Origin of the sequence: Citrobacter sp. RHB36-C18, assembly GCF_013814485.1 — a bacterium.
Taxonomy (GTDB): Bacteria; Pseudomonadota; Gammaproteobacteria; order Enterobacterales; family Enterobacteriaceae; genus Citrobacter; species Citrobacter braakii.
This window is the reverse complement of record NZ_CP057125.1, coordinates 4,165,180-4,178,132: the sequence shown is the minus strand read 5'-3', so window position 1 is coordinate 4,178,132 and position 12,953 is coordinate 4,165,180. Positions and strand designations below refer to the sequence as shown.

The following is a 12,953-nucleotide window of genomic DNA, read 5'->3' as shown; positions in this document are numbered from 1 at the left end:
TTATCCGCTTTATTTGCAGAAAATCGTCACGCTTATCAGAAAGTGACGCTCTGCAGAAAACGCAGCGCGATCGCACTGCCGAAGACGATCAGCACGCCGCCGGCGATACGCTCGATCCACAATATCCCTCGGGTTAACCGCCGCTGGATCTGCGGTAAGCCGATGAACATCACGATCAGCAGATCCCAGAACAACACCACGCTGGTCATCCAGATCCCGCTCATGGTTTGTTGCAGCAGCGTCACCGACGGGCCGAGCAGGGCGGTCATTAGCGCCAGATAGAACAGCGCATTTTTTGGGTTGAGCAGCGACGAACCTAATCCCAGCAGCAGCTGTTTGCCAAATCCTGGACAGGTAGACTGGGCGTCTGCTCCGGTCAGGGTTTGCGGGCGGCTGCGTATCAGTAGGCTGCCAATCCACAATAAATAGAGCGCGCCCAGCAGTTCGATAACCGTAAACAGCAGGGGAAGCTGGCGCAGGATCCCCCAACCAATAATCGCCAGCAGGATATACAGCCCGTTGCCGATGGCGATCCCCACACACAGCCCGGCGCTGCCGCGCATTCGGTAACGTACGGCGTAACCGACCAGTAAAAAGAAGTCCGGCCCTGGGCTGAGTAGTGCAACAAAATGCGCCAGCGCCAACGCGGGAAAAGCAGACGGAAAAAGTTCAGCAAGCAGCGACATAGCGACCTCAGAAAATGAAACAGAGATCAGCGTACGCCTGACGCAACGCTAATTATTGTCTGATATTGATCGTCCCAATGCGTACTGGCGTGGTGTGGCTGCTGTGTAGCGAACAAAGGTGCGATGGAAATGGCTCTGGTCGGCAAACCCGCTCTGGTAGCCGACATCGACAATCTCGTCCCCGGCCCGTAGCCGCTGACGGGCATAGTCAATCCTCATGATGTTCAGATAATTTCCCGGCGTCAGCCCGGTGTCCTGCTTAAAGGTCCGAATCAGCGTTTCTTTACGCATGTGACACTCATCTGCCAGCTCATCCAGCGAGGGTGGGGAGAGCAGACTGGACTGCAACCGCTCGCGCAGATACTGGCTGGTGACGCTTAGGTTTTCAGGTGTTACCGACTGCAATGGCAGCGAGCGCAGCAATGCTTGTGCGGCATCAGTTATCTGCGTCGTTTGCCGTTGCGGCATGAGCGCCACAAGGTGCATGTAGCACTGGAATAATTGCGGATCGCGGATAACAGGAGTGCACGTGCTAAGCCGTTGATTGCTGTTCAGCGCAGGCAGATGGGTAAGACACCACCGGGCATCAAAATAAAGCATGTGATAGCTGCGAAATTTCCCGTTGACGGGATTACAGCTGTGAGGTGCCAGTGGTGGGATCACAATGAGATCGCCCACCTTCAGATGGTATTCCTTGTCATCGCACAGGCAGCAGGTTCCTCCCTCGAGAATTGCCCCAATCGAGAGCTGAGAGTGGTGATGGCGCTTATAGGCCTGCTGACTTTGCCAGGTGCTGCGAAGCTCCAGCCACGGCAGTTGCTCATCACGCCAGAACGATTGTGGAATATCTCGGGTATGCGTCACATCGTGTCCTCCATGAAAGTGATGATTTGTTATAGCACAGGCCCTGCGGTGAAAAAGCGGGAATGTGCATTGAGGTCGTGATTCTGCGTGATGCGTTCCAGACAAATGCAGACGTTACAAAGGGGCGTTTTTATCCCGGAAATCGTCTCGCAAAGAGAGAAAGTTACAGGTGAGGGTGTGGTTTACCAGCGCTACAGTAACGGCATCTTATTTCCAGGTGATGGATCGCCATGAACAAAGCACCGACTTCCACCCCGCATGATGCGGTCTTTAAAACGTTTTTGCGCCACCCTGAGACAGCTCGGGATTTTCTACAAATACATCTTCCCGCTTCGCTGCGCGAACTTATGGGGCTGGTCGAGCAAATTGTTTCCCTGCTACTTACCGGACTGACTAATGACAGCCAGATAAAGACGCTGTTTAATTATATTTTACGAACTGGCGATGCACCTCGATTCAGTGAGTTTATTCGTGAGGTTGCCGAACGTTCACCGCAGCATAAGGAGCACTTGATGACGATCGCCGACAGATTGCATGAGGCAGGGCTACAAAAAGGCAGGCTGGAAGGGTTACAGGAAGGACGACAAGAAGGGCTTATAGAAGGGCGACGTGATGAGGCGCTCCGTATTGCCCACACCATGCTGGCAGACGGTATTGATATCTGCACGGTACAAAAAATTACCCGGCTTTCCGCAGAAGATATTCAGGGTTTAAGTCATTAGATATGAGTTAAATCGCATAATCGTCTGGCCGAAATCACCGGGCGGTCCGGTTTACTCTATCGCCATCTTTACCGCCTCGCCGAGCTTTTGCATCACTTCCTGATGCTTCTCGTTTGGCGGCAACGCGCAGTTGATGCGTACGCAGTTGCGATACTTTCCGGATGCGGAGAACAGCGATCCCGGTGCGACCTGGATTTTCAGGCGACAGAGCTGCTTAGCGACGCAGACCATATCGACCTGGAGCGGCAGCTCGACCCACAGCATAAAGCCGCCTTTCGGTCGGGTGACGCAGATCCCGCAGGGAAAATATTCCCGTACCCAGCAGGTGTAGATCTCCATATTACGCTGATAAATCTGGCGCATACGCCGGATATGCCGATGGTAATGACCTTCGCGCACAAAGGAGGCTGCTGCCAGCTGCGTAGCGGGAACGTTAGTACCAATGACGGCGTACTTCATGTGTAGCAGTTTGTTGTAATAGCGACCGGGAACCACCCAACCCACGCGCAGTCCTGGGGCTACGGATTTGGTAAACGAACTGCAGAGTATTACCCGGCCGTCACTGTCCCAGGAGTGGATCGTACGCGGGCGCGGATACTCTGTGGCCAGTTCGCCATACACATCATCTTCAAAAATGACGATGTCGTGACGCTGGGCGAGGGCGAGCACCGCCCGCTTACGCGCATCCGGCATAATGAACCCGAGAGGGTTGTTGCAGTTGGGTACCAGCAGCACGCCTTTGATCGGCCACTGATCCAGCGCCAGTTCCAGCGCTTCAATGCTGATCCCGGTATCCGGATCGGTTGGGATCTCAATCACCTTGATCCCCAGGCCGCGCAGTAGCTGCATTGTGCCGTAGTAGGTGGGGGATTCAACGGCGACAATGTCCCCTGGCTGACAAACCGCCAGCAGCGCCAGCGACATTCCGCTCTGGCTCCCGTTGGTTATCACAATATCATCGGCGTTGAGGACTGAACCGCTGTCCAGCATCAGACGGGCGATCTGCTGGCGCAGATCCTGGCTGCCGGGAAGCTTGTCGTACCCCAGCACCGCCTTCAGATTATGATGCACTACGCGGCTGAGCTCGCGCCAGAGCGGTTTCAGGCTCGGTTGACTGACATCTGGCGCGCCGCTGCTGAAGGGGATCACAGATTTATCGCTATGCCCTTTTAGCATATCCAGCACCAGATCCCACTGCGTTATCTCGACCGGACGCTGCACCGGGCGTGACATCGGCGGTACGGGCGGCAGCGCTTTTTGCGGCGCGACAAAATAACCGGAACGCGGCTGCGGGGTGATCAGCTGTCGCTGTTCCAGCATCTGATACGCCTGCTGGACGGTGCTGATACTAACCCCGTGCTCCTGACTCAGGTTACGTACCGAAGGCAGTTTTTCGCCATGGCGATACAACCCCTGCTCAATGCGTTCGGCCAGCAGATTGGCCAGATGTTGATAACGCGTCATGCTGTATCCCTCATGGGTATCATACAGATTAAAAAACCAGTACAGATTGGCGTGAAAAAAGCGATGCAGAACCCTTTTTAACCAATCTGTATGTTAAATAAAAGTACTTTGTGAGTCTGTATTGCTTAGGGCCAAATCCGTGAAGATAAAGCCTCAGACAAGGCGGGGAGGCAAGGTATGGAATTTCATGAGAATAAAGCAAAGCAGCCATTTATTGGGTTTGTTCTGATCTGGCGGGCATATAAGGCGTGGCGGTTACGGGCGCAAACGCGGCGCGTATTGCAACAGATGAGTAATGAGCGGCTGCGGGACGTCGGGTTGCGACGCGATCAGATCGAATAGCTGCGGATGGTGTTTCCTGAACGGTTTTGTGGCGACCTCGTTTGTGGTGGGGCGATGGAAGAGGAAGGACTGGGAGAAATTGCTCCTGGTTCTGCCAACGAAGGGAGTATTATTGAAGCACTTTTGCTTCATGGAAGGATTATTATCAGGATGAAAGCTACAGAAGCCCGATTACTCGATTTCCTCAAACGCTCACAGCAATTTGTTATTCCCATCTATCAACGAACCTATTCATGGTCTGAGCAGCAATGTCGTCAGCTTTGGGACGATATTCTCCGTGCCGGACAACGTGACGATATTTCGGCCCACTTTATTGGCTCCGTTGTTTATATAGAGCAGGGACTGTATCAGGTTTCGGGGATTTCTCCGTTACTGGTTATTGATGGTCAACAGCGCCTGACGACGGCGATGTTACTCCTTGAGGCGTTATCCCGTCATCTTGGCGATGAAGAGTTGATTGATGGCTTCTCCGCCATGAAGTTGCGCAATTACTATTTGCTCAACCCCTACGAGTCCGGAGAGCGGGGATACAAGTTGTTGCTGACGGAGACGGATAAAGATAGCCTGCTGGCGCTGATTAAACAAAAACCGCTGCCTGAAAACGGTTCGCAGCGGATTGAGGCCAATTTTAACTTCTTCGATGAACAAATCAGCAAATTAGGCGATGACTTGATTTCGCTGTGTCGTGGGCTATCAAAGCTATTGATTGTCGATGTCGCACTGAATCGCGGGCAGGATAACCCGCAGCTAATTTTTGAAAGCATGAACTCTACGGGCAAGGCGCTCAGCCAGGCCGATTTAGTGCGTAATTATATCCTGATGGGGCTGGAGCCGGAACATCAGACGCGGCTGTATGACGACCACTGGCGACCGATGGAAATTGCTTTCGGACAGAAAGGCTATAGCGAATATTTTGACAGCTTTATGCGTCATTATCTGACGGTCAAAACGGGGGATATTCCTAGGACCGATGAAGTTTATGAAGCATTTAAGTTACATGCGCGTAGCCAGGCTATCGCCGAAGAGGGTGTGGATGCGCTGGTAGCGGATATTCAGCGCTATGCGGAATATTTCTGTGCGATGGCGCTGGGGAAAGAGAGCGATAAGCAACTTGCTATAGCGTTTCAGGATTTACGGGAGTTAAAGGTTGATGTTGCCTATCCGTTCCTGCTGGTGCTGTACCACGATTACCGGGAGGGCAATTTATCACACGATGATTTTCTGAGTGCGATACGCCTGGTTGAGTCGTATGTTTTCCGCCGCGCGGTGTGCGCTATTCCCACCAACTCGCTGAACAAGACCTTCGCCACATTTTATAGAGTACTGGATAAAGAAAACTATCTGGAAAGTATTCAGGCGCATTTACTGGAACTGCCGAGCTATCGACGTTTCCCGGACAACGATGAATTTAGCCACAAGTTAAAAGAGCGCGATCTGTATAACTTCCGTAGCCGTAGTTACTGGCTACGCCGCCTGGAAAATTACGGGCGCAAAGAGCGCGTGGCGGTGGATGAATATACGATTGAACATATTATGCCGCAGAATGAAAATCTGTCGGCAAAATGGCGTGAAGAGCTGGGCAGCGACTGGCAGCGGATACATAAAGAGCGGCTACATACGTTGGGAAACCTGACGTTAACCGGCTATAACTCCCGTTATAGCGATAAAGTCTTTACAGAAAAACGCGATATTGATGGCGGCTTTAAAGAAAGCCCTTTGCATTTAAACGCCGGATTAGGGCCGTGCGAGAAGTGGGATGAAGCGGCGATGGATGCTCGGGCTGAGCGGCTGGCGAAGCGTGCCGTTCAGGTCTGGAGTGCTCCTGAGTTGGATGAAGATGTTCTTGATGGCTATCGTCAGCAGCCTAAAAAAGCGATGAACTACAGTCTGACGGATTTCCATCAACTGGAGGTCGGCTCACATAGCCGGATGCTATTTGACCAACTGGCACCAGAGATTTTAAAGCTGGATGCGAGTATCACACAGGAAGTCCTGAAGCTGTATGTCGCCTTCAAGGCGGAGACCAATTTTGTGGATGTCGTACCGCAGAAAAGCCGGTTGCGCCTGTCGCTGAATATGCCGTTCCATGAACTGGTCGATCCGAAAGGGATGGCGAAAGACGTAACGGATCTTGGTCGCTGGGGCAATGGTGATGTAGAGGTCGGTTTCAGCGATATTGCCCAGCTACCGTATGTGATGGGGCTGATTCGCCAGGCATTTGAAAAACAGATGGATAGTGCGGTGGTATAGCCTCGTCGTAACCCCGGCAGCATGGAGGCTGCCGGGGATAACGACTCGCATAAGTCACTATTGATAAGAAATATAAATCAGGCCGGATAAGCATCCGGCAATAATCAAAACCTTAAGCAGGCAACGCGAAATGCCCCGTCGCCATATCAAACATCAGGCGGGCAAAGCCCTTAGCGCACTGCGGGTTCGATAAATACTGCAGCATAAATTCTTGTCGCGCTTCGTCACTGTCCATCACCGCGTCGTCTACCGCCTTGAAAAAACCGCCTAATATTGCCTGCTCGGGACTGTTATTCCTGATTTGTTTCATCACCGTTTCATTCTCAGTGATTTTATTAAACACGGTCATTGCGCTGCTGAGCATATCTTTATCCGTCAGATGGTCGGTGATAAACAGTTCATTCATTCGCGATAAAATATGCGACAGAAATTCCTCTTTCTTGTCTTTTGGTTTTGCCGTACCCACGTCGTTACTGGGATCAAGTGTATATTTCGCATCATCTTCTTGTAGTTTCAGATGTTGTTCGTGGATCTTTGATAAGCGATAGTGGCTCATCTCCACGTTACTGAGATCAATCTCGTCCTCTTCCAGATGTTGCTCATGCAACAGCGGGCGCAGATGGCGGGCAAACAGGCTTAGTTTCTCCAGATCTTTGTCATCGTACTCGACGATCTGCGACATAAACTCGTAGAAGCGAACAAAACTGCCAAGATCTTTCTTGAAAATCTCCAGACGATCTTTTTCCTGCTTGCAGGCGTTAAAGCTATTTTCCGCATTGGTAATTAATACCGTATCGCTTGTTTTTTTGGTGCGCTCAAACATCTCTTTTGCCATCAGGTAAGCATCGATTGCCAGGGCGTAGCGCTTTTTCCAGCGTTCGACCGCCGGTTTGCAAATATTGCTGATTGCCGCGTTGGATTTATTTTTGCTGAAGAATGCTATGCAGAATTGCTCCACTTCATTCCACTGGAAAATCTGCGTGGCACGCAGTTTTTCAAACAAATCGAACACCTGCTGCGGATCGCTGACGTCGGTCAGTTCCGCCGTCTGGTAATAAGGCTGGAACGCGCAGAGGATCTCGTCCGGCTCGTTATAAAAATCGAGCACGAAGGTGCCTGACTCCGCTTTGCCCGGATAGGTGCGGTTCAGGCGTGATAGCGTCTGTACACACTCAACGCCGCCGAGGGCTTTATCGACATACATGGCGCACAGCTTAGGCTGGTCAAAACCGGTCTGAAACTTATTGGCAACCAGCATGACCTGATAATCGTCGCTGTCGAAGGCTTTGCGCATGTCCCGGCCTTTCAGACCAGGGTTCATATTCATCTCGGTAAATTTCTGATTTAACAGCGCGAGGCTATTCTGGTCGCCTTCCTGGAATTCCACCTCCCCGGAAAATGCCACCATCGCGCTGATTTTCGGGTAATTATTCTCGCTAATGTATTTATCAAAGGCTAGCTTGTAGCGAACGGCGGCTTTACGCGAGCTGGTGACTACCATCGCTTTCGCCTGACCGCCAAGCAGGTGCATAACGTGTTTGCGAAAGTGCTCGACGATCACCTTCACCTTCTGCGAGATGTTGTAATCGTGCAGCGTGACCCACTGACTCAGCCTGACCTTGGCCCGATTGCTGTCGACTTCGCGGTCTTTATCTTCCAGCTTTTGCAGTAGCTGATACGCCACTTTGTAGTTGGTATAGTTTTTCAGCACGTCCAGGATAAAGCCTTCTTCGATCGCCTGGCGCATGGAGTAGACGTGGAAAGCCGCGGGTTTATTGGTTTTTGACGCAGGTTGTTCCGGATGCGGGCGGCGGCCAAACAGTTCGAGGGTTTTGGCCTTCGGCGTGGCGGTAAAGGCGTAGTAGTTCAGATTACTGCTGCCCTGACGCGCGGCGATGGTGACATCCAGAATATCTTCTGGCGACAGCACCACGTCGTCATCCATCTCTTCGGTCATCAGCACTTCTTTTAGCTGACGGGCGGTGGTACCGCTCTGTGAGGAGTGCGCTTCATCGGCGATCACCGCGTATTTACGCTGTTTCAGGCTGACGCTGTTTTCGATGGTTTTCAGGACGAACGGGAAGGTCTGGATGGTGACGATAATAATCGGCTGCGAGTTTTCCAGCGCGCTGGCCAGCTTTTCCGATTTAGAACCATCGCCTTCTTTATTATTGATGCGTCCGACCACGCCGTCAGCGTGTTCGAACTGCCAGATGGTGTCCTGAAGCTGGTCGTCCAGTACCGTGCGGTCCGTCACTACGATCACGGAGTGGAACTGTTTTTCTCCGTTCACGTCGTACAGACGGGAAAGCTGATGGGCGGTCCAGGCAATGGAATTCGATTTACCGGAACCGGCGCTATGCTGTATCAGGTATTTGTAGCCGGTTCCTTCCAGCGTTGCGGCTTCCAGCAGCTTGTTGACCACGTCCCACTGGTGATAGCGCGGGAAAATCAGGCTCTCTTTCTTCGATTTCAGCCCGTTCCAGTTCTCTTTTTCTTCAATCTGCAAATGCACGAAGCTGGCGAGGATTTTTAATAAGTTATCCGGCAGCAGGACTTCATTCCACAGGTAGTCCGTGGCATAGCGGGTGGTATCTTCGGGAATATTGTTGCCCGCACCACCCTCTTTGGTGCCTTTGTTAAAGGGCAGGAAGAAGGTGCTGTCCCCCGCGAGCCGGGTGGTCATAAAGACGTCGTACTGGCTGACCGCGAAATGGACCAGCGCCCCGCGCTTAAAGGTCAGCAGCGGTTCGGGTTTGTTAGTGGCCGGATCTTTCGCCAGACGGGTCTTTTTGTACTGCACAATCGCGCTATGCACCGTCTGTTTAAATTCGGATTTCAGCTCCAGCGTGGCGACCGGCAGGCCGTTGATAAACAGCACCAGATCGATACGCCACTTTTTGGCTTTCAGACCGGTTTCCGCAAAGGCGCAGTTGGAGGCATAGGGGCTATACACCAGCTCCGGTACGATGCGGCAGATATTCTGCCGATAACGTGCCAGGGTTTCCGGGTTAAGATTATGTTCCGGTTTAAACTGGCACAGGGAAAAGCGGGCGTTGCGGATTTTCAGACCGTGGCGTAATACGCCCAGCGTGCCCCAGCTGCGCGACTGGATATCCGTAGCGTTACTGTCGGCTTTTTTAAGCTGCGTAACCAGTGCGTCGAGGAAATGGCGCCCGGTATCGTTGGGATAGACGCGGGCGAATTTCTCCCATTCCTGCGGCTGGGTGGTTTGCACGAATTGTAATGTGTCCTGTACGTACAGTGCCCGTTCGCGATCGTAGCCGTCACCTTTGCCGATAATCCAGCCTTTTGCCACCATCTGCGCGATGATATCGTTTTGCAGATTGACCTCTTTGGCGATGTCGTTGCTCATGCAAAGGCCTCCGCGGGTGATTCTGCTTTGGCTTGTTCGCCCGGCGCAACCCAGTTGCGCACGTCGATTTTTCCGGTGACGGCGGCGGAGATCAGAGCGGTACGGCGTTCCTGGAGGAGTTGAATAATTTGTTGCTGTTTCTCGATCAGGTTGTCGATTTTTGCGGTTTCGTGATCAAGGAACGTCGCGATATTTAATTGTTCATGTAATGTACAGTTAGGAATTGGGATATTAACTAAATCTGATGAATTAATTGCGGGGTAACTTATTCCTACTGAGCGAGATACTACTTCTTTTATAAAACCACTTGCGCGTAAGCAATATGAGGCAAATCTGTTATCAAGATTAGAAGATGGTCTGATTACGGCAAATCCAGTGGATACAACCATATTAGCTGGCGGTTTAATGATAGGAGCGATAGCTTCTAGGTATGTTCTAACTGTCGAGATAATTATATCGCCATCTTTTACCAAGCGTCTTGCCCTTGATGGAGCCTTTGAAAACGACATGTTCTCTGTAGTTGTTATCCCCAGAGAAGAAGACACACTGCCTATGTCAACATACTCGATCTCGTAATCTTTGTCTGTTGAATCAGAAATAACTTGATCATTACAGGTGCAAAGAAATTTCAGTGGTACTGTGCTCCAGCGAGCGGGTAACGTTTGTAGCCACTCAACCCCAGAATCCTTATACTGCGGATACGCCTTATATTTAGCCATCAGGAATGTACCTCCCGCAGCAGTTGCATAATCTCAGCGCTGACCGCATCCAGATCCGCATCAATCTCCTCCAGCGGGCGCGGCGGCTGATAAATATAAAAATGACGGTTAAATGGAATTTCATAACCGATAATCCCGATATCGCCGTCTTTCGCATCACGCTTATCGGCGTTGATCCACGCATCCGCCACGTGCGGCAGGACTTCCGCTTTGAAGTAGCTCTCGATTAGCTCGCTGGTGGAAATAGCCGGATTCAGCGGCACATTCTCGTTATCGCGCAGGTCGCCATCCTGCTCAAACTCAACAACTTTCCCTTGGTACTCAAACGCGCCGTACAGCGGCTGAGCGGCCTCTTTCAGCACCTTTTTCACCACCGGTTCGGCATTCGGATTTTTGCGGGTGATGGCGTCGATAAGCTGCTTGCTCTCTTTGGCATCGAGCTTCACGCCTGCAGTGTTGAGCGCGCCCTTCAGCGTCAGCTGGAACTGGTTAAAGTCGTTGCTGATGACCTCTTTTCCCCCCGCCTGAGCGCCTACCGCTGCCTGAATACGCCGCGCTTTTTCCATTAACTCTCGCTGGAATTGCCACAGTTTGCTGTCGAACAGGTCTTTGATTTGCTTCTCTTTCAGCTCGGCAAACTCAGCTTTGATAATGGCGCGGGCTTCGGTTGCCAGTGTGGTGAAATCACCATAATTCTCATCCCGCCACTGCGAGGCAAATTCTTCGTACAGGCGTTCCATCGGCGCATTAAACGGCTTCGGCGCGAAGCGCAAAGTAGCAATGGCCTCATCGGTAATCTGTGTCGACAGGCGTAGCGGACGCTCAATGGTTAACCGGCGGTAACCAAAATCGGTGTTGTTGAAGATTTTGCTGGCGAAAGTTTTTGGCGCTTCGCTTTTCGCGGTAGCAGACTGGCGACCGCGGCTGGATTTTTGCTCTGGTGCTTTTTCCAGACCCAATGCGCCCAGCGTGGTCGCACTAACTGCCTCAATATCCCCGAAGGTGCGGGTAATCAGCCGGATATCCTCATCGCCCATTTGATGACGTTTCGACCCCAGCGATTTGCGCATCTTGTCGCACAGGTTGCTGCCGTCAATCAATTGAACCTTGCCCTTACGTTCTGCGATCTTTTTGTTGGATAAAATCCATATATAGGTGGCGATACCGGTGTTGTAGAACATGTCCGTTGGCAGGGCGATAATCCCTTCCAGCAGGTCGGCTTCAAGGATATAGCGTCGGATCTCGCTCTCACCGCTGCCTGCGCCGCCGGTAAACAGCGGCGAGCCGTTGAGGATAATGCCGATGCGTCCACCGCCGTTTTGCGCATCGCGCATTTTGCCGATCAGGTGCAGCAGGAACAGCAGTGAACCGTCGGAAACGCGCGGCAGGCCGGGGCCGAAACGACCGCTAAAGCCTTTCTGTAGATGCTCGTCGTTGATCTCCCCTTCAATCTTTTTCCAGTCCACGCCGAACGGCGGATTAGAAAGCATGTAATCAAACCGATCGGCCGGAAGCTGATCGTTAGAGAGGGTGTTGCCGAGCTTAATGCGGCTGACATCCTGACCTTTTATCAGCATATCGGCTTTACAGATGGCGTAAGACTCCGGGTTTAACTCCTGTCCGAAAGCACGCATGACCGCATTCGGGTTTAGTTCGTGCAAGTATTCCATACCCGATGAGAGAAACCCGCCAGTACCGGCGGTCGGGTCGTAAATCGTGCGGATAATACCGTCTTTGGTTAACGCATCATCGTCTTCCATAAACACCAGTGAGGTGGTCAGGCGCACGATATCGCGGGGGGTAAAGTGTTCTCCCGCTGTCTCATTTGAGCTTTCAGCAAAGCGACGGATCAACTCTTCAAACACAAAGCCCATTTCATGGTTGGAAATCGCTTCAGGGCTCAGATCGGTGGCCGCGAATTTTTGTACCACTTTATACAGTAGATTCGCGTCTTCCAGTTGCCCGACAAACTCGCTGAACTTGAAGTGATCGAAGATCTCGCGGGCATCCGTGGAGAACGATTGAACATATTTCTCCAGGTTGGCCTTGATACCGTTTTGCCCCATTTTGCTGAGGTCCATCGGTGAGGTGTTGAAGAATGTCAGATTGTCCGCCGCTCGCAGGATCATTTTCTCTTGTGCTTCTTCCGGCAGGTTCATTGACTGGATTTTTTCGACCTGAGCCAGCACGGATGGTTTGCTGCTTTCGAGTACGCACTCCAGGCGGCGCAGAAGAGTGAAAGGGAGAATGATGCGGCCATATTGTGACTGTTTGAAATCGCCGCGCAGCAGGTCTGCTACCGACCAGAGAAAGGCGGCCGTCTGGGAAAAACTTCCTGATGTCATAAATACAATCCTGGCCTCTGCTGTGAGGCTTTTTTTTCAATGGTTAGATAGTCTCCTTTTTACCAGAAATTCGTAAGTTGATCATTTATAAAGAGTTTTTATAATTTTTGGTGATTTTTGGGTATCAATGATCATCCTAATGAATGTTTTATGAGGGGGAAGAAAAAATAGCGTTCTCCGTCGGT

General features: G+C 51.7%; 9 protein-coding genes. 3 read left to right on the top strand and 6 right to left on the bottom strand.

What is annotated here, in order from left to right:
- Positions 1–35: 35 nt before the first annotated feature.
- Positions 36–686, bottom strand: a complete 651-nt coding sequence (locus HVZ52_RS19845; protein WP_094168652.1) for a LysE family translocator — start codon at positions 684–686, stop codon at positions 36–38.
- 48 nt (positions 687–734) lie between these two features.
- A complete protein-coding gene (locus tag HVZ52_RS19840) occupies positions 735–1,550 on the bottom strand; it encodes an AraC family transcriptional regulator (RefSeq protein WP_181598622.1) in 816 nt (271 codons plus the stop codon).
- 230 nt (positions 1,551–1,780) lie between these two features.
- Here HVZ52_RS19840 and HVZ52_RS19835 point away from each other — a divergent pair, with 230 nt between their 5' ends.
- A complete protein-coding gene (locus HVZ52_RS19835; RefSeq protein ID WP_181598621.1) occupies positions 1,781–2,272 on the top strand; it encodes an Rpn family recombination-promoting nuclease/putative transposase in 492 nt (163 codons plus the stop codon).
- Between the two features lie 51 nt (positions 2,273–2,323).
- Here the strand turns inward: HVZ52_RS19835 and HVZ52_RS19830 are convergent, their stop codons facing one another.
- Positions 2,324–3,736, bottom strand: a complete 1,413-nt coding sequence (locus tag HVZ52_RS19830) for a PLP-dependent aminotransferase family protein (RefSeq protein WP_181598620.1) — start codon at positions 3,734–3,736, stop codon at positions 2,324–2,326.
- 177 nt (positions 3,737–3,913) lie between these two features.
- Between HVZ52_RS19830 and HVZ52_RS19825 the strand changes: the two genes are divergently transcribed.
- Together HVZ52_RS19825 and HVZ52_RS19820 are read left to right on the top strand one after the other, a co-directional pair.
- The gene (locus tag HVZ52_RS19825; RefSeq protein WP_064484482.1) at positions 3,914–4,078 is read left to right on the top strand and encodes a DUF1127 domain-containing protein; all 165 of its coding nucleotides are present in this window, start codon (positions 3,914–3,916) and stop codon (positions 4,076–4,078) included.
- Positions 4,079–4,228: 150 nt separating this feature from the next.
- Positions 4,229–6,328, top strand: coding sequence for a DUF262 domain-containing protein (locus HVZ52_RS19820; protein ID WP_149382310.1), 2,100 nt, complete (start codon positions 4,229–4,231; stop codon positions 6,326–6,328).
- 112 nt (positions 6,329–6,440) lie between these two features.
- Here the strand turns inward: HVZ52_RS19820 and HVZ52_RS19815 are convergent, their stop codons facing one another.
- The 3 genes from HVZ52_RS19815 to HVZ52_RS19805 are packed head-to-tail and all read right to left on the bottom strand — an operon-like array spanning position 6,441 to position 12,768.
- Positions 6,441–9,704 carry a DEAD/DEAH box helicase family protein gene (locus tag HVZ52_RS19815; protein WP_181598619.1) on the bottom strand — a complete coding sequence of 1,088 codons (3,264 nt, stop codon included), beginning with the start codon at positions 9,702–9,704 and terminating at the stop codon, positions 6,441–6,443.
- Positions 9,701–10,423, bottom strand: coding sequence for a restriction endonuclease subunit S (locus tag HVZ52_RS19810; protein WP_181598618.1), 723 nt, complete (start codon positions 10,421–10,423; stop codon positions 9,701–9,703). The genes HVZ52_RS19815 and HVZ52_RS19810 overlap by 4 nt, the downstream gene beginning before the upstream one ends.
- A complete protein-coding gene (locus HVZ52_RS19805; RefSeq protein ID WP_181598617.1) occupies positions 10,423–12,768 on the bottom strand; it encodes a class I SAM-dependent DNA methyltransferase in 2,346 nt (781 codons plus the stop codon). The genes HVZ52_RS19810 and HVZ52_RS19805 overlap by 1 nt, the downstream gene beginning before the upstream one ends.
- Between the last annotated feature and the right edge of the window lie 185 nt (positions 12,769–12,953).

Excerpts from the sequence above, each read along its gene's own strand:
- HVZ52_RS19845 (WP_094168652.1), bottom strand. The coding sequence starts at position 686 with ATGTCGCTGCTTGCTGAACTTTTTCCGTCTGCTTTTCCCGCGTTGGCG.
- HVZ52_RS19835 (WP_181598621.1), top strand. The coding sequence starts at position 1,781 with ATGAACAAAGCACCGACTTCCACCCCGCATGATGCGGTCTTTAAAACG.
- HVZ52_RS19830 (WP_181598620.1), bottom strand. The coding sequence starts at position 3,736 with ATGACGCGTTATCAACATCTGGCCAATCTGCTGGCCGAACGCATTGAG.
- HVZ52_RS19825 (WP_064484482.1), top strand. The coding sequence starts at position 3,914 with ATGGAATTTCATGAGAATAAAGCAAAGCAGCCATTTATTGGGTTTGTT.
- HVZ52_RS19820 (WP_149382310.1), top strand. The coding sequence starts at position 4,229 with ATGAAAGCTACAGAAGCCCGATTACTCGATTTCCTCAAACGCTCACAG.
- HVZ52_RS19815 (WP_181598619.1), bottom strand. The coding sequence starts at position 9,704 with ATGAGCAACGACATCGCCAAAGAGGTCAATCTGCAAAACGATATCATC.
- HVZ52_RS19810 (WP_181598618.1), bottom strand. The coding sequence starts at position 10,423 with ATGGCTAAATATAAGGCGTATCCGCAGTATAAGGATTCTGGGGTTGAG.
- HVZ52_RS19805 (WP_181598617.1), bottom strand. The coding sequence starts at position 12,768 with ATGACATCAGGAAGTTTTTCCCAGACGGCCGCCTTTCTCTGGTCGGTA.